The organism is Burkholderia alba, assembly GCF_034721475.1.
GTDB lineage: Bacteria > Pseudomonadota > Gammaproteobacteria > Burkholderiales > Burkholderiaceae > Burkholderia > Burkholderia alba.
On the sequence record NZ_JAWJWL010000009.1, the window covers coordinates 74720 to 96770 of the forward strand.

The following is a 22051-nucleotide window of genomic DNA, read 5'->3' on the forward strand; positions in this document are numbered from 1 at the left end:
GCCGGCCGGCGCCCGCCCGCGTAGGCTCTGATCCGCTAACGAAACGAGACGAACGGAACAGACTGGAGGGTGGGCATGTATTTCGACAAACGGCTATGGGCGATGATGGCGGGGCTGCGTTGGCGGCTGGGCGGCGCGGTGGCGCTCGGCCTGCTCGCGATGGGCGTCGGCATCCTGCGCTTCGTGTTTCTCGGCCGCGTGCTGGCGCTGGTGTTCGCGGGTGCGCCGCTGCGCGACGTGGCGACGGCGGCCGCCGGCACGGCCGTGTGCGTCCTGCTGCGCGCGTGGCTCGACCATGGCCGTGCGCGGGTGGCGCAACGCACGGCGGGACAGGTGCAGACGCAACTGCGCGGCAGGCTGTTCGACAAGATCGCGACGCTCGGCCCCGCGTGGTTCAGCGGCGAGCGCACGGGCGGCGTGATGCTGGCCGTGGTCGACGGCGTCGAACAATTGCAGGTGTTTTTCGGGGCTTACCTGCCGCAGGTCGTCATCGCGGCGTGCGCGCCGGTGATGATCTTCGCGGTGCTGGCGTGGTGGGACGTGCCGACCGCCGCGGTGCTGCTGGCCGCCGCGCTGCTCACGCTCGCGCTGCCGCAATTGATCCATCGCGCGGACAAGCGCGCGGCGCTCGCGCGCTCGGCCGCGTTCAAGTCGTTCGGCGAGGAATTCCTCGATGCGGTGCAGGGACTGCCGACGCTGAAGGCGTTCGGCCGCAGCGCGGCCTTCGGCGAGAAGCTGGCGCACAAGGCGCGCGCGCTGTCCGACAGCACGTTCTGGGTGCTCGCGCTCGGGCTGCTGACCCGGCTCTTCACGGATCTCGGCACGACGCTCGGCGTGGCCGCCGCGATGGCGGTCGGCGCCTGGCGCGTGAAGCACGGCGACATGAGCCTTGAGGCGCTGCTCATCGTGCTGATGGCGGGCACCGAGATCTTTCGTCCGCTACGCGATCTGCGCGGCGTGCTGCACCAAGGGATGACCGGCCAGTCGGCCGCCGCCGCGATCCACGCGCTCCTCGACGCGCGCGGCGACGCGCCCGCCGGCGGCGCGCCGCCGGTCCCCGGTCTGCGGCCGGACATCGCGTTCGACGGCGTCGGCTTCGCGTACCCCGGACGGCGCTCGGATGCGCACGCGGGCCTGAGCTTCGCCATCCGCGAGGGCGAGAAGGTCGCCGTCGTCGGACCGAGCGGCGCGGGCAAATCGACGATCGTGCGACTGCTGCTGAGGCAGCACGATGTCGACAGCGGCGCGATCCGGATCGGCGGCCGCGACGTTCGCGAGCTGGACCCCGATCAGGTGCGCGGCATGATCGCGATCGTCGCGCAGGACGCGACGCTGTTCGACGGCAGCGTCGCGGACAACCTGCGGCTCGGCCGCCCGGACGCAAGCGACGCCGAGATGGCGGCCGCCGCGCGCGCGGCGAACGCGCACGCCTTCATCAGCGCGCTGCCTGACGGCTACGCGACGCGAATCGGCGAGCGCGGCGCGATGCTGTCCGGCGGACAACGGCAGCGGATCGCGATCGCGCGCGCCCTGCTGCGCGACGCGCCGATCCTCGTGCTCGACGAAGCGCTGTCGTCCGTCGACGCGGAAAACGAGGCCGTGATCCAGCAAGCGCTCGACCGGCTGACGCGCGGACGCACGACGCTGATCCTCGCGCACCGGTTGTCCAGCGTGATCGGCGCGGATCGCATCCTGGTGCTGGACCAGGGGCGCATCGCCGAATCCGGCACGCATGCGGCGCTGATCGCGCGCGACGGCCCCTATCGCCGGCTGATGGGTCCGCAGCTCGACGGCGCCGGCGAGCCGGTCGTCCTCGCGCCGCCGCCCGGCACCGCCGCGCCCGCGGCGTCCGGGCCGCAGGTGCGGCCGCTCGATGTCGACGCGGCCGCGATCGGCTGGGCGGATACGCTGCACGCGCTGCTGCGGTTCGTGCGGCCGTGGAAAGGCAAGGTCGCGCTCACCATCCTGTTCGGTATCGGCCGCGTACTCGGCTTCATCGGCGTCGGCGTGCTGGGCGCGCTCGTCGTCGGCGCGGTGGCGTCGGGCCACCCGTATCGCGGCTGGCTGATCGCGCTCTTCTGCATGGCGCCGCTCGCGGCCGTGCTGCACTGGCTCGAATCATGGCTCGCGCACGACATGGCGTACCGGCTGCTCGCGGAGATGCGCATCGCGCTGTTCGCGACGCTGGAGCGGCTGGCGCCCGCCGGACTGCTGAGGCGGCGCTCCGGCGACCTGGTCTCGCTCGCGACGCAGGACGTGGAGACGGTCGAATATTTCTATGCGCATACGCTCGCACCGGCGTTCGTTGCCGTGTTGGTGCCCGCCGGGGTGCTCGTGCTGCTCGCGTCGATCGCGTGGCCGCTCGCGGCCGTGCTGCTGCCGTTCCTGCTGTGGGCGGGGCTCGCGCCGATCGTCGCGCGCCGCGAGATCGACCGGCTCGGCAGCGACTCGCGCGCCGCGCTCGGCCAGCTCGGCGCGCATCTGACCGAGACCATTCAGGGGCTCGCCGAGCTGATCGCGTTTCAGGCGGTGACGCACCGCCGCGCGGCGTTCATCGCCGACGTGGAAACCTGCCGGGCCCAGCGCGAGCATCTGCTTGCCGACCTGTCGCGGCAGAGCGCGGCGCTCGAAGTGGCGAGCGGCCTCGGCGGACTCGCGGTCGCGCTGGTCGGCGCGTGGCTGTGCGCACACGGCGAGATCGCGCACGCATGGCTGCCGGTGCTCGTGCTCGTCGCGGTGGCGGCGTTCATGCCGGTCGCGGAGATCGGGCAGGTGGCGCGCCAGCTCGCCGACACGATCGCATCGACGCGGCGGCTGCGCGCGGTGGAAAAGGATCCCGTGCCGGTCGTCGACGGCGAACTCGCCGTCCCCGACAATCCGGCCGTGCGTTTCGACAACGTGCGCTTCACCTATCCGGGGCGCGGCGTGCCGGCACTCGCCGACGTCAGCTTCGACGTGCCGCCCGGCAGCACCGTCGCGCTCGTCGGCGCGTCGGGGGCCGGCAAGTCGACCGCGGCGAATCTCGTGCTGCGCTTCTGGGATCCGGAGCAGGGAGGCGTGACGCTCGGCGGGGTCGATCTGCGCCGGCTGCGGCTGGACGATCTTCGGCAGCATATCGCGCTCGTCGCGCAGGACACCTACCTCTTCAACGACACGCTCGACGCGAACATCCGTCTTGCCGGCCGCGACGTCTCCGAGGCGGACGTGCGCCGCGCATTGGAGCGGGCCGCGCTCGGCGATTTCGTCGAGCGCCTGCCCGACGGGCTCGCGACACGCGTCGGCGAGCGTGGCGTTCAGCTGTCCGGCGGGCAGCGCCAGCGGGTGGCGATCGCGCGCGCGTTCCTGAAGGATGCGCCGCTGCTGATCCTCGACGAGGCGACATCGCATCTCGATACGCTCAGCGAGCAGCAGATCCGCCGGGCGCTCGACGAACTGATGACGCATCGGACCTCGATCGTCATCGCGCACCGGCTGTCGACGATCCGGCACGCGGACGCGATCGTCGTGATGGACGGCGGGCGGGTGGTCGAGGTGGGCCGGCACGACGAACTGCTCGCCAGGCAGGGGGTGTATGCGCGGCTGGTGGCGCATCAGTCGGCGGGGGTGGGGGTTTGAGGGGGCGGTCCGCATTGCGGCATGCGTGGCTTCAGAGCCGCGAGCGGGGCGCCGCGTTCCACGCATGCGCACCGACCATCCGGAAAATCGCCGACGCGGCCCCCATCGAACGAGGCCGCACGCGAGCCGGCCTCGCCGATGCCGCGCAGCGTCGTTGCCAATTGAAGCGGTACCCGGCGCGGCCGGAAGCACGCGACGGCCCGATGCGTCATGCGCGCCGCGTCACCCGGAACGATTCAACCTCGGAATCCGGCGCGTCGCCCACCGCAATCGCGCATTCCGGATATCGCGCTCAAACCGACTTCACCTCCCCCCCATCCATCCGCAGCGCCGCCCCCGTCATCCAGTGCGCCGCCGGCGACACGACGAACGCCATCAACTCCGCGATCTCCTCCGGCGCGCCGTAACGGGCGATGCCCGCTTCGGCCGGAAACTTCGCCGTCGCCTCTTCGACGGTCATGTCGTGCAACGGCGCCCAATGCGCCAGATACGATTGCCGCCGCCCGGTCATCACCGGCCCCGGCAATACGCTGTTCACCTGCACGCCGTCCGCGATGCCGCGCTCCGAAAACGCTTTCGCGAGCGCGACGATCGCCGCGTTGATCGTCCCCACCGCCGCATAGGCCGCCTTCGGAAACAGCGCCGAATTGCCCGACATCAGCACCACCGATCCCGATACCGCCTTCAGCCACGGCCACGCGGCAACCGTCAGCCGCCGCGCACCGTGCAGCTTCAGCGCCAGACCGCGATCCCATGCGTCGTCGCTCATGTCGAACACGTCGATCTGCGGCACCGCGCCCGCGATGTTGAGCAGCGCGTCGATCCGCCCGAAGGCGGCCAGTACCCGATCGACGACTTGCCGGGCCGCGCCCGGATCGGCGAGATCGATGTCGACGACGAGCGTCCGGGCGCCCGCCCCCTTCACTTCGTCGGCCGTCCGTTCGAGATTCCCGCGATCGCGCGCAACGAGCGCGATCGCATCGAAATCCCGCGCCAGCCGGATGGCGGTCGAGCGGCCGATACCCTGGCTGGCACCGGTCACGATGGCGACTCTGCTGACCATTTCGCTATTCCTCGTTCATTGGATGAAACCGACTTCGGCCGGTATGTCCCCCAGCCTCAGCGCCCGAGAAAATCCGCGATCGCATCGGCGATCTCCGCCGCGTGCGTTTCCAGCGCGAAGTGCCCCGTATCGAAGAAACGGACGACGGCGTTCGGCAGATCGCGCTTGAACGCCTCGGCGCCCGCCGGCAGGAAGAACGGATCGTGCCGCCCCCACACCGCGAGAAGCGGCGGCTGGTGCGTGCGGAAATACTGCTGAAACGCGGGATACAACGCGACGTTGTTCCGGTAGTCGCCGAACAGGTCGAGCTGAATCTCGTCCGCGCCCGGACGCTGCAGATAATAGTCGTCGAGCGAATAACCGTCGGGCGACACCGACGCCGTGTCGCTCACGCCGTGCGTGTATTGCCAGACGGTGCTCTCCCGCGCGAGCATCGCGCGCAGCGCCTCGCGATTGGCGGGCGACGGATCCTGCCAATACGCGCGAATCGGATTCCAGCCGTCGCTCAGCCCCTCTTCGTATGCGTTGCCGTTCTGCGAAACGATCGCCGTGATCCGGTCGGGGTGCGCGAGCGCGACACGCAGGCCGGTCGGCGCGCCGTAGTCGAACACGTAGACCGCATAGCGATCGAAGCCGACGATCTCGGTGAAGCGGTCGATGACGCGCGCCAGATGGTCGAACGTATAGGCGAAAGCCTCCCGGCCCGGCAGATCGGATTGCCCGAAACCGGGCAGGTCCGGCGCGACGATATGAAAACGGTCGGCGAGCTTCGGAATCAGATCGCGGAACATGTGGCCCGCGCTCGGGAAGCCGTGCAGGAGCAGCAGTTTCGGCGCGCCCGCGCGGCCGGCCTCGCGATAGAAAACCTTGTAGCCGTCGACGTCGGCGTAGCGATAGCGAAGGGAAGTCATGATCGTTCTCCAGGAAGAAACGCGGTTGAGCATGGGTACGGCAAAACGGATTGATTCAGGACGTCGCCAGGGTTTCAGCGAGCGGCCAGCGCGGCGATCGCCTCGGCGATCACGTCGGTCACGACATCGGGCGCGGCGATCATCGGCGTGTGATCGACCCCGTGGGCGCGCACCTGCGCATTCATGCGCCGCGCCATGAAACGCTGGGTGTCCGGGTTGATCATCCGGTCCTGTTCCGCGATCAGGAACCAGCTCGGGCGGTCCTTCCACAGCGGACGCCCCACCGCTTCGCCGATGCACGCGGCCGCGATCGGTCGCTGCACCGCGGCCAGCACCGTCAGGTCGCGAGGCGCCGCGTGTTGCGCAAACGCGGCCGCGAACGCCGCCTGCGGCAGCCAGATCGCACCGTGCCGATCCGGTGCCAGTTGCGGCGCCTGCGGATGGGCCTCGCCCCGGTAGAACACGTCCGCCACCGTTTCCCCTTCGTCGGGCGCGAGTGCCGCCACGTACACCAGCGCCTCGACCGCGGCGGCGCGCGTCGCGCCGATCACCGCGCCCGCATACGCATGGCCGACCAGCACGACCGGGCCGTCGATCCGTTCGAGGGTGCGATCGAGTGCCGCCACGTCGCCGCTCAACGACACGAGCGGCAGCGGCGCCGCGACCGCCTTGATCCCCCGATCGCGCAAGCGGCCGATGACGTTCCGCCAGCTCGATCCATCGGCCCAGGCGCCGTGCACGAGTACCGCGCTGATGTTGCTGATCTCCATGTCCCGCTCCTTTTGAATAGGTCCGCATGCCGGCGACAACACGCTTGGGTCAGCCTGCGATATGTAACCTCTAAAATCAAAGAATTAAGGTTACTCAAAATCAAGTAACTTTTCAAAGCAATTTTTAGTGGTTACAATTCGAGCGCTGCCACTTCGCACCCGTCACGCGCCATGGACTACCGCCAAACGCCCGCGCTGCTCCTGGCCGATGCGCCGGGCCTGGATTTCCTGAACTCGATCGCCACGCCGGCGGATGAACCCGTCGACTGGATCGCCGATGGAGAAGGCCTGCTGGCCTGGCTGGAACAGGCCGGGATGGTGCCGTCCGCCGCGCTGGCGGCGCTGCGGGCAAGCGTCGAGCCGGCCGCGCTCGACGCCGTGGCGGCCGACGCGCGCGCCCTGCGCGAGTGGTTCAGGGAATTCGTTCGGGCGAGAAAGGGGCAGCCGCTGTCCGCGCGGGATCTGCGCGAACTGGATCGTCTGAACCGGCTGCTTCGTCGGGACGACCGTTACGACGAAATCGTGACCGGCACCGCGGACGACGGCGCCGCGCTCGCATTCCGGCCGAACCGGCGCTGGACGTCACCGGCGTCGTTGCTGATGCCGATCGCCGAAGCGATGGCGAAGCTCGTGTGCGAACAGGACTTCACGTACGTCAAGGCATGCGAAGGCGTCCGGTGCACGCTGATGTTCGCCGATCACACCCGTGGACATGCGCGCCGGTGGTGCAGCATGGCGCTTTGCGGGAATCGGGCGAAGGTCGCCGCTCACAGGAAGCGGCTCAAGGCGCGGGAAGATCAGTGAACCGGCCGGATGGCCGATGACCGGATCGCGGCGCGCAAGCGGTTGCGAACCCGATCGGGTCGACGTCGACCGCCGGTGCCGACGCGGCCCTCATCGAGGCATCCCGTCAGGCTGTCAGGCACTCCGTCCGTCACGCGCCGCGACGCGCGGCTGAATGCGAACCGGACACCGGCCCGCGCACGAAACCGCCCCCCGGCGCCGCTTCACCGCCCGAACGTTACTGGCGCGACTCCCCGCCGCCCGTGCGCCGATGGCGGTGCCTGTCCCGCTGCGCCAGCATCAGCGGCATCACCTCCTCGATGTACTGCCGGGCCTGGCCGCGCGTGGCCACTTGCGCGAAGCGCCGGTGCGCCGTATCGCGTCCTACCAGCGCGACATGGGCTTTCTTCAGGACGAACAGGAATGCCATGAGGCTGGTGCCGTCGCGCACGGCTTGCGCGTCGCGTGTATCGGGAGAAGGTGCGTGGGTCATGATCCGATCCGTTGCGGGCAGTCGGCACGGCAGGTCGCCGTGATCAGGGGCAGCAAGTCGCTGGCGTTCCGGTCGCGGTCGGTCAGCGGCGACAACCCGAACAAGCGCTCGAGGGTGGCGGGCAGCGAACTGTGGTCGTACACCGTATGGTCGACCTGCCCTTGCGCCACCCACGGCGACACCACGACCGCCGGGACGCGCACACCGTACGCATCGAACAGGAATCCGCTCGCGTTCAGCGTCGGCGGCGCGCCGTCGTTCGGCGGGAGCGCGCGGCCGGGCGCCACGGAATCGTAGAAACCGCCGTGCTCGTCGTAGAGGATCACCAGCAGGCTGCTTGTCCAGAGCGGCGCGTTGCGGATCGCGTTGTAGACCCGGGCCACGAGCTGGTCGCCGGCGGGCAGGCCATCCATCGGATGCTGCGAGCTGCCGCCTTCGTACGAGCTGTTCGCGATGTCGCCGTAGTTCGGCTCGATGAAGGTATAGCGAGCGGTGTAGCCCGCGGCAAGGTCGGCTTCGAAGTGCGACAGGTCGTCGACGTCGAAACAGCTGATGCCCTTGATCGACGCGACCTGCGGCACACGCCCCCATATCGGACCCGAATCGTCCTGATAGAGGCGATAGCGGCCCGCGCCCAACGCGTCAAAGATCGATCCGTTCGGATAGACGAAGCCGTCGACGGTTTCCCACGCGCCCATGTCCTCGGCGCTCGGCGCATGTTCCAGGCCGGCCGACGACGCGCCATGCAGAAAATAGCGGTTCGGCCAGGTCGGGCCGGGCAAGGACGAGCGCCAGCCGTCGCACAGCACGAACTCGGTCGCCAGCCGGTACAGCGCCGGAATCCGGGTGCGGGTGTCGACCCCCTGCATGATGTCGCCCACGTCGGCCGCCGGCGGGGCCGGGCCTTCGGTCCGGGTCGTCGCGTAATTCGATACGAAGCCGGAATTCGCGACCGGCGGGTAGGGCTGCCCTTTCTGGAACGCGACGCCCGGGCCGCATAGCTGCTCGAGCACGTCCGTGAAGTCGTGCCCGGGGTCGGTCGGCATCCGGGCCGGCGCGCCGCCGCCGAACGCGTAGGCCGTACCGCCGTAGGTATTGGCATTGCCGCCCGTCGCCGCGACGATGCCGGGGATCCCCGACAGCGCAAAGAGATGATCGAACGAGCGGTTCTCCAGCATCAGCACGAAGACATGCTGGATGCGCGTCTGGAGCGGCGCGGAGGGTGTCGTTGGGTTGGTGTCCATGGAGCGATCCCCGATGTTCGCTGAGTGCTTGAGTGCTTCGCCGATCGACGCCGTGACCTGCACGACGGAAAGACTGCCGTGAATCCGTTCGCCCTGCCCTGCGAATGGCGAATAACGCCGCGTCCGGCCGCCCGTCCGAATGGCACGCCCGCGTTCGGCGCAGCATGTCCGATACGCCGAAACGTTCAAGCGCATTCGGCGCGCGGTCAGGTAACGGTAAAAACATGACCGCCGAACACATTCGACGATCGATCGCCGCCCGCGCCACCGCCCGGATGCAAGCGATCTTCGTCGCCCCATCCGTCGATATCCGCTCCGATCTTGTCGCGCCCATCCCCCACCCGTCCGCTCTTATAAGATTTATAGACGATCGCCGCGCCGCCCGGACACATCCGCATCCGATCCGCCGGAATGATTCGGCCTGCGGACCGTGACGTCGGTCATATTGGTGGGCATAGGGAAGCGATCGAATGCGTCGAGCCCCATCCGAGCTTGCCCCGGTCGGTCGGCGCGACGAACGCCATGCCGACGTTCCCGCTGCGGCCGACGCAGCGGAAGCCCTCGACCCCGAACACGCCGTCGATGCCCTTGCCGAGCGCGCCGTGCTTCAGCCGGCCCCGGATCGGCGCCACGATCCGATCGTCGCGCCGAAGCCTTTCAACCGGCCTACTCCAGTTGTGCAATCCAGCGCACACGCGGTACGAGCGAAGGTCCGTTTGCGCACAAACGCACTGACAGGGGCGCCCGATAATCGCGGGCGCACCGCCCTCGCGGTGCCCAATGCAATGCATCCGCGAATCCGATTCCAATCATCATGATCATCAGTCAAAAACCCACGAGATCCTCGTCCGGACACTTCGCCGGACGCTTCCTGCGCTGTACTGCAAAGATGGCCGTCGGGAGCGCGCTGCTCGCGGCGCTCGCCGCCTGCGGCGGCGACGACGGCACCGCGACGCGCCCCGGCCGCGCGAACCTGCAAGTCGTCGCATTCGGCGACAGCCTGGCGGACGCCGGCACTTACGCCCCGCAAGTTCAGCGCCTGTTCGGAGGAGGCGGCCGCTTCACCACGAATCCGGGCCAGGTGTTCACGCAGGAAGTCGCCGCGTATTACGGCGACACGCTCACGCCCGCTTTCCAGGGCGGTGTCGGGGCCCCGCTTCAGGCGGCGGGCGGCCTCGATTACGCGCAAGGCGGCGCGCGCGTGTCGCAACAGCCCGGCATCGGCCACGCGGCCGCCGGCACGCCGAACGCCGACTACGCCGGCGCCACCACCGTGCCGGTGGCGACACAGATCCAGCAGTATCTGCAGCAGCACGGTAGCTTCAATTCGAATCAGATCGTGCTGATCACCGGCGGCGAAGCGGACATCGTCTACCAGATGCAGGCCGCGCAGGCGGCGGGCAACACGCCTGCCGCCCAGCAAACGGCCGTGCAGGCCGTCGGCGTCGCCGCGCAGCAGCTCGCGGGGTTGGTCCGGCAAGTCGTCGCCGCGGGCGCGACGCATGTGTTCGTCGCGAATGCGCGGGACGTCGGGCAAACGCCGCTCGCGGTGTCCGCCGGTGCACAGAGCGTGTTCACGCAGATGTCGCAGCTGTTCGACGGCACGCTCGCCGGCGCGCTACGTACCCTCGACGTCGATCCGGCAAAGGTCGCGGTTCTCGACCTGTTCGACTGGTCGGACAACATCGCCGCGAACGCCGCAACGTATGGCTTCTCGGTCACCGATACGGGCGCGGCGTGCAATGCGCAGGCGATGGAGAACGCCGGCGCCGCGGCGGGCGCGTCCGATCCCTCGATATTCGCATGGGCGCTGTTCTGCTCGCCGTCGGTGTACGTTGCGCCCAACGCGGACCAGACCTACATGTTCGCGGACCCTCTCCATCCGACGACGCACGTCCACGCGCTTCTCGCGCAGTATGTGGAGACGCGGATCGCGGGAGCGGGTATCAGCCGCCAACCGTAGGCGCGGGTCGAAAGACGGGCGCCGCTTGTCGGGAAGCATCGCGCCGCAGTTGCCCCGGCCCCACGACCCGGAGTAATGTGACCCACGACGCGCGTCGGCCCCGAGGCGGCGCGCGTCCCGGCGGCCGCCCACCTGCGCCCGCCTCGCCGCGAACACTCCGGAGACAACCGCATGATGATCAGCTACGACGTGGTTTCGTTCGACGCACCCCTCGTTCGCCGGGAGCGTGAAACCCCGGTGCCCGAAGGCGCCGAGGTCCTGCTGAAAGTGATGGCGACGGGCGTCTGCCACTCCGATGTCCACGTCCGCGCCGGCGGCTACGATCTGGGCGGCGGCAAACGCCTGCGGATGGGCGAGCGCGGCGTCGCGCTGCCGCTCACGCTGGGCCACGAAATCGTCGGCGAGGTCATCGCCGCCGGCCCCGACGCCGACCCGTCCCTGATCGGCCGGCGCACGCTCGTCTACCCGTGGCTCGGCTGCGGCACCTGTGCGCTCTGCGCGTGCGGCCGCGAACAGATGTGCGCGAAACCGCACTCGCTCGGCATCTTCCGTCCCGGCGGCTACAGCGATCACGTGCTGGTCCCGCATCCGCGCTACCTGATCGACGTCGCCGACATGCCGCCCGAACAGGCCGCGCCGCTCGCCTGCTCCGGCCTCACGACCTACAGCGCGCTGCGCCGCTTCGACGCCGAGGTGCTGCGCAGCACGCCGATCGTCGTGATCGGCGCGGGCGGTCTGGGCATGATGTGCGTGCGGCTGGTCAAGGCGCTGGGCGGCGCGGGCGCGATCGTCGTCGACATCGACGCGACGCGCCGCCAGGCCGCGCTCGACGCCCGCGCGCTCGCGGCGTTCGATCCGACGCAAGCCGACGTCGCGCGCGCGATCGTCGACGCCGCGGGCGGCACGGTGCTCGGCGCGATCGATCTGGTCGGCGCATCGAGCACCGCCGGCCTCGGCCTCGACGTCCTCTCCAAAGGCGGCAGATTGTTGTTGATCGGTCTGGCGGGCGGCGATCTGAATCTTGGGCTGCCGCTGATGCCGCTGCGCGCCGTGTCGATCGAAGGCTGCTACGTCGGCTCGCTCCCCGAACTGCGCGAACTGGTCGCGCTGGTCCGGCAAGCCGGCCTGCCGCCGTTCCCGGCCCGCTGCCGGGCGCTGCACGAGGCCGAGGAAGCCCTGCGCGATCTCGAAGAGGGCCGCTTCGTCGGCCGCTTCATCCTCCAGCCTTAGGCGAGCGGGCGCCGGCGCCGCACCCGGCGCCGTCGACCACGCACCCGGATGCGGCTTCGGTCCGCCTCGCACGAAGGCCGTCTCGCTCGCGCGCAACGGACGGCCCGCTTCACGACTCGGCATGCCGGCCGCCCCGACACGTGCTCGAACCCAAGCCCCTTGGCACGGCGATGACGCGACCGGGGCACAACCCGCCGCGCCCTATCGGGTGCCGACGCGCCGGCTCCGATACCCACCCGGTCCATCTTCCCCGGCATTGACGCCGCACCCGGTTTACAATCGCGGCTCGCGTTCCGGATCGTCTTCGGTCCATCGAGCGCGACCCGCCCCGGTGCGCGCGTTGCCGCCCGCCCGAAACGGTTCCCGGCACAAGCGCCCGCCATGGGCTTGTCGATAGCCCGCCCCCGCGTCGCAGCCCGCCTCGACAAGGCGGCAGCGCCGATCATCGCGTGGTGGATTGCCTGCGCCGGCAGCAGCATGGTCCCGGCAATCGTCGTGATTGCCGTGGCCACCCTCAGCCTTGTCGGCATGCGCTTCGTCCCGCCGCTGCCATCGACCACTCGCTGACTGTCGTACCCGCGCCCGGCCTCGATGCCGGACGTCGGACATTGGATTCGAATTCCTCCGCTACCCCGGAACCCAAAGGAAAGTTTTTTCATGACCGCGACCCTCCTGCGCGGCGGTAACGTCCTCGACGCCGCCAATGGCACCTTGCTGCGCAATCACGACGTGCTGATCGACGGCAAGCGCATTGCGAGGGTCGGCCCCGCGCTCGACGCCGGCGGCGCCAAGGTGATCGATGTAACCGGGAAAACGGTGATGCCGGGCCTGATCGACTGTCACGTCCACGTGCTTGCGTCGAATCCCAACCTTCGCGCCAATGCCAGCCAGCCGAACGTGCTGACCGTGCTCAAGTCGCTGCCGATCATGCAAGGCATGCTCAAGCGCGGCTTCACCACCGTGCGCGACGCCGGCGGCGCCGACTGGGCACTGCAGCAAGCCGTCGAGGAAGGCCTGGTCCCGGGCCCGCGCATCTTCCCTTCGGGCAGAGCGCTGTCGCAAACGGGCGGCCACGGCGATTTTCGTCCGCGCGGCGACGTTCTCGAACCGTGTTCGTGCGCCTATCGCGCCGGCGCGATCAGCCGGGTGGTGGACGGCGTCGAACCGATCCGTCTGGCCGTGCGCGAGGAAATTCAGAAAGGCGCGACGCAGATCAAGCTGATGGCCTCCGGCGGCGTGGCCTCGCCCGTCGACCCGATCGCGAACACGCAGTACTCGGAGGATGAAATCCGCGCGGCCGTGGCCGAAGCGGAAGCCGCGAACACGTATGTGATGGCGCACGCCTACACGCCGCGCGCGATTGCCCGCGCCGTCCGCTGCGGCGTGCGGACCATCGAGCACGGCAACCTCTGCGACGCCGACACCGCCGAACTGATGGCCCGGATGGGCGCCTACGCCGTGCCCACCCTCGTGACCTACGACGCGCTGACCAAGGACGGCGAATCGCTGGGATTGCCGCAGGCGTCGATCGCCAAGATCGCCGCCGTGCAGAAAGCCGGCCGCGAATCGCTGACGATCTACCGCGATGCGAACGTGAAGATCGGCTTCGGCTCCGACCTCCTCGGCGACATGCACCGATATCAATCGGACGAGCTGGCCATTCGCGCGGCGATCCTCGGCAATGCCGATACGTTGCGCTCCGCCACGACGGTGGCGGCGGAGATCCTGAATCGCGTCGGCGAACTCGGCGTGATTCGCGCGCAGGCGCTGGCCGACGTGCTGGTCGTCGAAGGCAACCCGCTGGAATCGATCGAGGCGCTGACCGGCCAGGGCGAGCACATCGTCTGGATCTTCAAGGACGGGGCGATCGTCAAGGCACCGCAATAGCGGCGGCGCGCGTCGATCGCCGCCTTCCTCCTCGCGCGGCCCGGAGCCGGCCGCGCGACATCCGCTAGCCGCCCAGATACGCGCTCTTGATCCGGTCGTTCGACAGCAGGTTCGCGCCGGTATCGGCAAGCACCACGCGCCCGGTTTCGAGCACGTAGCCGCGATCGGCCACCTGCAGCGCCTTGTGCGCGTTCTGCTCGACGAGAAACACCGTCACCCCTTCGTCGCGGATCGTGCGGATGATGTCGAAGATCTGCGCGATCACGAGCGGCGCGAGACCGAGCGTCGGTTCGTCGAGCAGCAGCAGACGCGGCCGGCTCATCAGCGCGCGCCCGATCGCGAGCATCTGCTGCTCGCCGCCCGACATCGTCCCGGCCCGCTGCGCCGCGCGCTCCTTCAAGCGCGGAAACAGCCGGTATACGTGATCGACGCCCGCTTCGATGTCATCCCGGCTCAGGAAGAAGCCGCCCATCTTCAGGTTCTCGAGCACGGTCAGGCTCGGAAACACGCGCCGGCCTTCCGGCGAGATCGCAAGCCCGCGCCGCATGATCTCGTGCGTCTGCATCCCCGTGATGTCCTGCTCCTCGAACGTCACCCGCCCGCTCGACGCGCGCGGCGAGCCGCACACGGTCATCATCAGCGTCGTCTTGCCGGCGCCGTTGCTGCCGATCAGCGTGACGATCTCGCCCTTGTTCACCTCGATCGACACGCCCGACAGCGCCTCGATCGCGCCGTAATGCGTGTGGACCTGTTCCAGCTTCAGCATCAATCCTCTCCCAGATAGGCCTTGATCACGCGCGGATCGTTGCGGACGGCTTCCGGCTGGCCGATCACGATGGGCCGGCCGTGCTCCATCACGAGGATGCGGTCCGACACCCCCATCACGAGGCTCATGTCGTGTTCGATCAGCAGCACGGCGACGCCGAACTCGCGGCGCAGCCGGTCGATCAGGTGCTGCAGTTCGACCTTCTCCTGCGGGTTCAGTCCGGCGGCCGGCTCGTCGAGCATCAGCAGGCGCGGCTCGGTGATCATGCAGCGCGCGATCTCGAGGCGGCGCTGGTGGCCGTACGACAGCGTGCCCGCCGGACGATTCGCGACCGCCGTGAGGTTCATCCGTTCGAGCCACAGCGCCGCGCGCTCGAGCGCCTCGCGTTCGGCGCGGCGATACGCGGGCGTCGCGAGCAGCCCGTGCAGCAGCCCCGCCTTCACCCGCCGGTGCTGCGCGACGAGCAGGTTCTCGACCACCGTCAGCGACTTGAACAGCCGGATGTTCTGGAACGTGCGCACGAGCCCCTTGCGCGCGATCTGGTGGCTCGCCAGTCCGGCGATCGGATGGCCGTCGAGCACGATGTCGCCCGAGGTCGGCCGGTAGAAACCGCCGACGCAGTTGAACACCGTGGTCTTGCCCGCGCCGTTCGGTCCGATGATCGCGAACACCTCGTCGCGGCGCACCTCGAAATCGATCCCGTCGACGGCGAGCAACCCGCCGAAGCGCATCTGCAGCCCGGCGACCTTCAACATTTCAGCATGCGCGGTCGTCATTGCGGCAGCTCCACATGGGGACGGCTCGCGGGCAGCAGGCCCTGCGGACGCCACATCATCATCAGCACCATCACCAGACCGAAGATCAGCATCCGGTACTCGGCGAAACCGCGCGCCACTTCGGGCAGCACGGTCAGCAGGATCGCGGCGAGAATCACGCCGAGCTGCGACCCCATCCCGCCCAGCACGACGATCGCGAGGATCAGCGCCGATTCGATGAAGGTGAACGATTCGGGATTCACGAGGCCCTGGCGCGCCGCGAAAAACGCGCCGCCGATGCCCGCGAACGATGCGCCGAGCGTGAACGCCGACAGCTTGATCCGGGTCGGATTCAGGCCGAGCGAACGGCACGCGATCTCGTCGTCGCGCAGCGCTTCCCACGCGCGGCCCATCGGCATCCGGATCAGGCGGCTCGTGACGAACAGCGTGAAGCACACCAGCACCAGCGCGAGCAGATACAGGAAGATCACCATGTGCTCGCCGCTGTATTCGATGCCGAGCAGTTCGTGGAAGGTTTTCGCGCCTTCGACGCTCGCGCTGCGCGCCATCTCGATGCCGAACACGGTCGGCTTGGGGATGCCCGAGATGCCGTCGGGGCCGCCCGTCAGCGAGGTCAGATTGTTGGCCATCAGCCGGATGATCTCGCCGAAGCCGAGCGTGACGATCGCGAGATAGTCGCCGCGCAGGCGCAGCACCGGAAAGCCGAGCAGGAAGCCGAAGGTGGCCGCCGCGAGCGCGGCGAGCGGCAGGCATTCCCAGAACGACAGGCCGAAGTACTGGTTCAGCATCGCGTACGTATAGCCGCCGACCGCATAGAACCCGACATAGCCGAGATCGAGCAGGCCCGCATAGCCGACCACGATGTTGAGCCCGAGCCCGAGGATCACGTAGATCAGCGCGAGCGTCGCGACGTCCACCGCGCCGCGCGAGCCGAAGAACGGCCAGACGAAGCCGAGCGCGACCAGCGCCCACACGATCACGCGCTGGTGCTGCGCGCCGAGCGGCTGCATCGCGGGCATCGGCACGGCCGCTTTCGCGCGCAGCAGCATCGGCTTGAAGAGCTGGAACAGGAACACCGCCCCGACCGCGATCCACACCGGCCGCCAGTGCGCTTCGAGCACCACCTGGTAGCCGTCGAGCTTGAGTTGCAGGCCGAGCACCGGCACCGTCAGGATCGCCGTCAGCACGGCGGCCGTCGCCGCGTTCTTCAGCGACTGGCCGACGCTCGCGTCCGTCGTCGCGCCGCGCCGAGTTGTGATGGTTTGAGTCATCTGCGTCCCTCAGACCTTTTCGATGTCCGACTTGCCGAGCAGGCCGGTCGGACGGAACAGGAGAATCAGCACGAGGAGGCCGAACGCCACCACGTCCTTGTACTCGGCGGGCATGTAGCCGGACGCGAAGGTTTCGGCCAGACCGAGCAGCACGCCGCCCAGCATCGCGCCGGGAATGCTGCCGATGCCGCCGAGCACCGCCGCCGTGAAGGCCTTGATGCCCGCGACGAAGCCGATGTACGGATTGAGCTTGCCGATCGTCAGGCCGATCAGCACGCCGCCCACCGCCGCGAGCATCGCGCCGAGCACGAACGTGAACGAGATCACGCGGTTCGTGTCGATGCCGAGCAGGTTCGCCATGCGCATGTCCTCGGCGCACGCGCGGCACGCGCGGCCCATCCGGGAATGTGCGATGAACAGCGTGAGCGCGATCATCAAGACCAGCGTCACGCACACGATCAGCAGGCGCGCGTACGGCACGGTGACGTCGAAGTCGCCGCCGAGATGGATGTCGAACGCGCCGGAGATCAGCACCGGCACCGATACGTCGCGCGCGCCCTGGCCGATCTGCACGTAGTTCTGCAGGAAAATCGACATGCCGATCGCGGAGATCAGCGGCACGAGCCGCGGCCCGCCGCGCAGCGGCCGGTAGGCGACCCGCTCGACGGCGAACCCGTACAGTCCGGTGACGATCACGGACACGATCAGCGCCGCGCCGAGCACGAGCGGCAGCGGATAGCCGGCCGACACGCCGATCGCGGTCAAGGTGACGAGGCCCACGTACGCGCCGATCATGTAGATCTCGCCGTGGGCGAAATTGATCATGCCGATGATGCCGTAGACCATCGAATAGCCGATGGCGATCAACGCATAGATCGCACCCAGCGTCAGGCCGTTGACCAGCTGCTGGGCGAATTGCGGAAAGAAGTCAGTCATGCGGGAAGCTCCCGTTGGCGCCGTGCGGCATGCGCGACACGGCGCCCGATCTCGATGCACCCGCGTGGCCGGCGTGCCGCACGCGCGGCGCGGCCGGGCCAATACGAGCCCGCCCCGCTCGGATCTTTCAGCGGGGCGGGCGCACGGGCGGAACGCCGGTTAGTTTGCGGCCGTCTTGGTGGCGTCCTTGTGCCACGTGTAGACCACGAACTTGAACGCCTTCAGGTCGCCCTGGGCGTCATACGACACCTTGCCGATCGGCGTGTCGAAGCTGTGCGTGTGCATGTACGCGGCGACCTTGGTCGGGTCGGTGGACTTCGCTCCCGCGATCGAATCGGCGATGATCTTGACCGCCGCATACGCCGGCATCTGGAACGGGCCGTTCGGGTCGCGCTTCTTGTCCGCGAAAGCCTTCACGAGGCCCGCGTTGGCCGGATCGGCCGAGAAGTCGGCGGGCAGCGTGACCAGCATGCCTTCCGAGGCCGGGCCGGCGATCGCCGTCACGTCCTTGTTGCCGACGCCCTCCGGACCCATGAAGACCGCCTTCACGCCCTGCTCGCGCGCCTGGCGCATCAGCAGGCCCATTTCGGGGTGATAGCCGCCGAAGTAGACGAAGTCGACGCCTTGCGCCTTGAGCTTGGTGATGGTGGCCGAGTAGTCGGAGTCGCCCGCGTTGATGCCTTCGAACATCACGACCGGAATCTTCGCCGCCTCGAGATCCTTCTTCACCGACGTCGCGATACCCTGGCCGTACGACTGCTTGTCGTGCAGCACCGCGACCTTCTTCGGCTTGACCTTGGTGATGATGTACTGCGCGGCGGCCGGGCCTTGCTGGTCGTCGCGGCCGATGGTGCGGAAGATGAACTTGCGCTTCTTGTTCTCGGTCAGCTGCGGCGCGGTGGCCGACGGCGTGACCATCACGATGCCTTCGTTCTCGTAGATGTCGGACGCGGGAATCGTCGAGCCCGAGCACACGTGGCCGATCACGTACTTGATCTTCTGGCTCACGATCTTGTTGGCGACGGCGACGGCCTGCTTCGGCTCGCACGCGTCGTCCATCATCACCACTTCGAACTTGTTGCCGCCAGCGCCGCCGGCGGCGTTGATCTGCTCGATCGCCGTGAGCGCGCCGGCCTTGACCATGTCGCCGTACTGGGCGACCGAGCCGCTCATCGGGCCGGCAATGGCGATCTTGACGGTGTCAGCATGCGCGGCGCCCGCGGCGAACAGCAGGGCGGCGGCGGAGATGGACGAAAGACGGGACAGCATCATCTGGAGCTCCTCGATTATGTTTAGTCATACGGGCAAAGGCGGCATGACTTGCGCAATCGAACAACACCCGTGGACGAAACTGGAGCACGCCCGAGACGGAAAGACGGACCTGCGGAAAGAACAGCACATGCGGGGCCCGGCAGTGTCAGCCTCCAGGACTAGGGACTGGAGACCTTGGTTCGGAAAGACAACGTGATGCGTCTTGTATCGCGCAAGCGAATCGCCTGCCCCGCTTACCTAACCGCGTGCCGGAGGGATATTCCGACAGCCGTTGGCAAGGCAGCCGAAATTATAGGAGCGTTTTTCACCGAACTGCGCACAATTACCGGACTCATCAGGGAAAACACGCAGTCCCGCGCACCCGGTTGAAGCGGGGTTGCACCCATCGCCCGCCTCGCCCGCGCCGGCCGCCCCGGGACGGCGCGCGGCCTTCGCGCGTCGCTCCGTTTCGACGGGCGCGCGCCGGCGCCTTGTTCCGGATGCGCTCCACCGCTTTGCGTTCGACCGATCGGCCGGACGGCATGCCTCATCTTGGGGCGGGCAGCCCGCTCGTCCGAATCGGGTGCAACCACCCGGCGGGTTCCGGTCGGACTCGTCCACCCTGAAGTTGCGCAACGCGGCGCCTGTTTAGTGCGCCTCGCTGTATCGGACGATAATGATTTGTAATATTTATGTAATAATACAAGTCTGTTTTCGAACGACAGCCAGCGCCAGCGGCGCGTTCCGCCCGGCTCACGCCCCAGGTTCCGCCCGCTTCGCCCGTCGGTCAGCCATCGGTTCGAATCTCCCGTTCATCCGTTTTCCTGCGCGAGCTTCCACCATGCATTCGATCGCACGCACCATCGCCCTCGGGGCGGCCCTTCTGTTCACCGCCGCCCCCGCTCTCGCGACGCCGGCCGCCGACGACGTCCCCCTCAATCTGTTCAACGCGGAAGCCGCGCATTCGCACGGCGCCCGCGCCGCGCATGCGGTGCCGCCGGCGCATCTCGCGGAACCGAAGCAGTGGTACGGCGCCGCCGTCGACGCGGCGTCGCTCACCGCGACCAACCCGGAGATCGACCGCGACGGGCCGCCGAGCCCGGCCGACCTGCGTCGGCGCCAGATCGAAGCGTCGCTGGGCGACCCGGCGGCGCGCGACTTCGGGTCGCCCAGCCGCGCCGTGCCGACCACCGCGTTCGAGATGCAGCAGCGCGATCTCGCCGAATTCCATCGCAATCGGCTGCGATACGCGCCCCCGCAGCAGCAGGGCGCGCGCTATGCCGGCGCCCGCTACGACCCGAGCGCGCCGATCGGCGAATCGCGCACCTACTTCAACAACCAGTGGGGCGGCAAGTGCACGTCGTCGACTTACGACGGCTCGGCCCGCTCGTCCTGCACGCTGCCCTGGTAAGCGCCGCCTGAACCGCGCGCGGACACGGCACGCGGGCGGGGCGCCGGACACACCGCGGCACGCCCGCATCGCCTCGTCCATCCGAGCGCGGCCGGCGCGGACACGATGCGCCGGCGGCTCGCGACGGCCGTATTCGACGCCATCGAAACCGCATCGAAGCCGTGCGGCCGGAACGCGCGCATCGCGTCCGTCAGATCGCCCAGCCTCCGAGATAGAAGACCACGAGCACGGCCGCGATGATCACGGTGCCGACGTTGAGCTTGCGCACCTCGCCGCTCGCCACCCGCCCGATCACGAGCGTCGAAAAGCCGAGCATGATGCCCGTCACGATGTTCGCGGTCAGCACGATGAAGACGGCGCACACGAGGCCCGACATCGCATCGACCATGTCGTCCATGTGCAGCTTGCTCACGCTGCCGAGCATCAGCAAGCCGACGTACATCAGCGCGGGGGCCGTCGCATACGACGGGACGAGTGCCGCGAGCGGCGAGAAGAACATCACGACCAGGAACAGCAGGCCGACCACGGCCGCGGCGAGCCCCGTCTTCGCACCGGCGGCCACGCCGACGCTCGATTCGATATAGGCCGCCGCCGGCGCGCCGCCGAGAAGCCCCGAGAAAATCGAGCTCACGGAATCGGCGGTCAACGCGCGCCCGCCGTTGAGAATGCGGCCGTTCGCATCGAGCAGGCCGGCTTGCCCCGCGACGGCGCGGATCGTGCCGGTCGCGTCGAACACCGCCGTCATCACGAGCGCCAGCACGCTCGGCAGCACGGCGAGCGACAGCGCCCCCCGGATGTCCATCGCGCCGATCAGCGACGCGTGGCCCGGCGAGCTGAGCGACGGCAGCGCGAAGACGCCGTGGTATTTCACGCTCGGATCGAACGCCAGGCCGATCGCCGAGATCCCGATCACGACGAGCAGGATGCCCCCCGGCACGCGGCGCTTTTCAAGGCCGAAGATCACGGCAAGACCGACCACCGACATGATCACCGGGAACGCGGTGATCTGGCCGAGCGAAACCGGCAGGCCCGCGCCCGGGTTCTTGATCACGAGGCCGACGTCGTTCGATGCGATCAGCAGCAGGAACAGTCCGATGCCGATCCCGGTGCCGTGCGCCACGCCCGTGGGCAGGTTGCGCAAGATCCACGAACGCACGCCGGTCACCGAGATACCCGTGAACACCAGCCCCATCAGGAACACGGCGCCGAGCGCGACCGTCGGATGCAGCCCCTTGCCGAGCACGAGACCGAACGCGGTGAAAGCCGTCAGCGAAATCGCGCAGCCGATCGCGATCGGCAGTTTCGCCCACAGTCCCATCAGCAGCGAACCGAAGGCCGTCGTCAGGCAGACCGCGACGAACACGGCGGTCGTGTCGAAGCCCGCCTTGCCGAACATGCCGGGCACGACGAATACCGAGTAGACCATCGCGAGGAAAGTGGTGACGCCGGCAATGATCTCGCGGCGCTGCGTGCTGCCGCGCGCCGCAATGCCGAAATACCGGTCAATCACGCCCTGGGCACCGAAGTCCGTGTGTTCCGCACCGGCGCCAACCGCCGGCTGTACTGGGGTATCGCTCATGAGTTCGCTCCTTTATCAGCGTGCTGAAACGGTTCATTGCGAACCGCCGTCAGGGTCTCTCTTATTGGATTGAATGGTCGGCAACGTCGCGAAGACGGACCA

General features: G+C 68.6%; 20 protein-coding genes. 8 read left to right on the top strand and 12 right to left on the bottom strand.

Annotated elements, in window-relative coordinates; genetic code table 11:
* Positions 1–75 precede the first annotated feature (75 nt).
* On the top strand, positions 76–3615 hold the full coding sequence (locus RZR99_RS12365) for an ABC transporter ATP-binding protein/permease (protein ID WP_323120051.1): 3540 nt from the start codon (positions 76–78) through the stop codon (positions 3613–3615).
* Between the two features lie 292 nt (positions 3616–3907).
* Here RZR99_RS12365 and RZR99_RS12370 read toward each other — a convergent pair whose 3' ends face one another.
* The 3 genes from RZR99_RS12370 to RZR99_RS12380 all read right to left on the bottom strand — a co-directional run bounded on the left by RZR99_RS12370 (position 3908) and on the right by RZR99_RS12380 (position 6359).
* Positions 3908–4678, bottom strand: a complete 771-nt coding sequence (locus RZR99_RS12370; RefSeq protein WP_323120052.1) for an SDR family oxidoreductase — start codon at positions 4676–4678, stop codon at positions 3908–3910.
* A 56-nt stretch (positions 4679–4734) separates the two neighbouring features.
* Entirely contained in the window at positions 4735–5589 is an 855-nt protein-coding gene (locus RZR99_RS12375) for an alpha/beta fold hydrolase (RefSeq protein ID WP_323120053.1), read from the bottom strand.
* Positions 5590–5663: 74 nt separating this feature from the next.
* Positions 5664–6359 (bottom strand): alpha/beta fold hydrolase, encoded by a 696-nt coding sequence (locus RZR99_RS12380; RefSeq protein WP_323120054.1) that lies wholly within the window; start codon positions 6357–6359, stop codon positions 5664–5666.
* Between the two features lie 171 nt (positions 6360–6530).
* On the opposite strand from RZR99_RS12380, the gene RZR99_RS12385 reads away from it, so the two are divergent.
* Positions 6531–7163, top strand: coding sequence for a CGNR zinc finger domain-containing protein (locus RZR99_RS12385; protein ID WP_323120055.1), 633 nt, complete (start codon positions 6531–6533; stop codon positions 7161–7163).
* A 217-nt stretch (positions 7164–7380) separates the two neighbouring features.
* Here RZR99_RS12385 and RZR99_RS12390 read toward each other — a convergent pair whose 3' ends face one another.
* Both RZR99_RS12390 and RZR99_RS12395 read right to left on the bottom strand, forming a co-directional pair.
* A complete protein-coding gene (locus RZR99_RS12390) occupies positions 7381–7635 on the bottom strand; it encodes a hypothetical protein (RefSeq protein WP_323120056.1) in 255 nt (84 codons plus the stop codon).
* Positions 7632–8879, bottom strand: a complete 1248-nt coding sequence (locus RZR99_RS12395; RefSeq protein WP_323120057.1) for an alkaline phosphatase family protein — start codon at positions 8877–8879, stop codon at positions 7632–7634. Before RZR99_RS12395 ends, RZR99_RS12390 begins: the two co-directional genes overlap by 4 nt.
* Before the next feature lie 224 nt (positions 8880–9103).
* On the opposite strand from RZR99_RS12395, the gene RZR99_RS12400 reads away from it, so the two are divergent.
* A complete protein-coding gene (locus RZR99_RS12400) occupies positions 9104–9313 on the top strand; it encodes a hypothetical protein (protein ID WP_323120058.1) in 210 nt (69 codons plus the stop codon).
* A 6-nt stretch (positions 9314–9319) separates the two neighbouring features.
* Here RZR99_RS12400 and RZR99_RS12405 read toward each other — a convergent pair whose 3' ends face one another.
* Positions 9320–9511, bottom strand: a complete 192-nt coding sequence (locus RZR99_RS12405; RefSeq protein WP_323120059.1) for a hypothetical protein — start codon at positions 9509–9511, stop codon at positions 9320–9322.
* Between the two features lie 182 nt (positions 9512–9693).
* Between RZR99_RS12405 and RZR99_RS12410 the strand changes: the two genes are divergently transcribed.
* The 4 genes from RZR99_RS12410 (at position 9694) to RZR99_RS12425 (ending at position 13959) form a co-directional block, all read left to right on the top strand.
* Positions 9694–10842, top strand: a complete 1149-nt coding sequence (locus tag RZR99_RS12410; RefSeq protein WP_323120060.1) for an SGNH/GDSL hydrolase family protein — start codon at positions 9694–9696, stop codon at positions 10840–10842.
* Between the two features lie 171 nt (positions 10843–11013).
* Positions 11014–12072, top strand: coding sequence for an alcohol dehydrogenase (locus RZR99_RS12415; RefSeq protein ID WP_323120061.1), 1059 nt, complete (start codon positions 11014–11016; stop codon positions 12070–12072).
* 381 nt (positions 12073–12453) lie between these two features.
* The gene (locus tag RZR99_RS12420; protein ID WP_323120062.1) at positions 12454–12639 is read left to right on the top strand and encodes a hypothetical protein; all 186 of its coding nucleotides are present in this window, start codon (positions 12454–12456) and stop codon (positions 12637–12639) included.
* 90 nt (positions 12640–12729) lie between these two features.
* A complete protein-coding gene (locus RZR99_RS12425; RefSeq protein ID WP_323120063.1) occupies positions 12730–13959 on the top strand; it encodes a metal-dependent hydrolase family protein in 1230 nt (409 codons plus the stop codon).
* Positions 13960–14023: 64 nt separating this feature from the next.
* Here RZR99_RS12425 and RZR99_RS12430 read toward each other — a convergent pair whose 3' ends face one another.
* The 5 genes from RZR99_RS12430 to RZR99_RS12450 form a co-directional block, all read right to left on the bottom strand.
* Positions 14024–14725 (bottom strand): ABC transporter ATP-binding protein, encoded by a 702-nt coding sequence (locus RZR99_RS12430; RefSeq protein WP_323120064.1) that lies wholly within the window; start codon positions 14723–14725, stop codon positions 14024–14026.
* Positions 14725–15501, bottom strand: coding sequence for a high-affinity branched-chain amino acid ABC transporter ATP-binding protein LivG (gene livG, locus RZR99_RS12435; RefSeq protein ID WP_323120065.1), 777 nt, complete (start codon positions 15499–15501; stop codon positions 14725–14727). The genes RZR99_RS12430 and livG overlap by 1 nt, the downstream gene beginning before the upstream one ends.
* The gene (locus RZR99_RS12440; RefSeq protein ID WP_323120066.1) at positions 15498–16772 is read right to left on the bottom strand and encodes a high-affinity branched-chain amino acid ABC transporter permease LivM; all 1275 of its coding nucleotides are present in this window, start codon (positions 16770–16772) and stop codon (positions 15498–15500) included. The genes livG and RZR99_RS12440 overlap by 4 nt, the downstream gene beginning before the upstream one ends.
* Positions 16773–16781: 9 nt before the next feature.
* Positions 16782–17708, bottom strand: a complete 927-nt coding sequence (gene livH / locus RZR99_RS12445; protein WP_323120067.1) for a high-affinity branched-chain amino acid ABC transporter permease LivH — start codon at positions 17706–17708, stop codon at positions 16782–16784.
* 159 nt (positions 17709–17867) lie between these two features.
* On the bottom strand, positions 17868–18980 hold the full coding sequence (locus tag RZR99_RS12450; RefSeq protein ID WP_323120068.1) for a branched-chain amino acid ABC transporter substrate-binding protein: 1113 nt from the start codon (positions 18978–18980) through the stop codon (positions 17868–17870).
* A gap of 820 nt (positions 18981–19800) precedes the next feature.
* On the opposite strand from RZR99_RS12450, the gene RZR99_RS12455 reads away from it, so the two are divergent.
* Positions 19801–20370, top strand: a complete 570-nt coding sequence (locus RZR99_RS12455) for a hypothetical protein (protein WP_323120069.1) — start codon at positions 19801–19803, stop codon at positions 20368–20370.
* 190 nt (positions 20371–20560) lie between these two features.
* On the opposite strand, the gene RZR99_RS12460 is transcribed toward RZR99_RS12455, so the two are convergent.
* On the bottom strand, positions 20561–21949 hold the full coding sequence (locus RZR99_RS12460) for an NCS2 family permease (RefSeq protein ID WP_323120070.1): 1389 nt from the start codon (positions 21947–21949) through the stop codon (positions 20561–20563).
* Between the last annotated feature and the right edge of the window lie 102 nt (positions 21950–22051).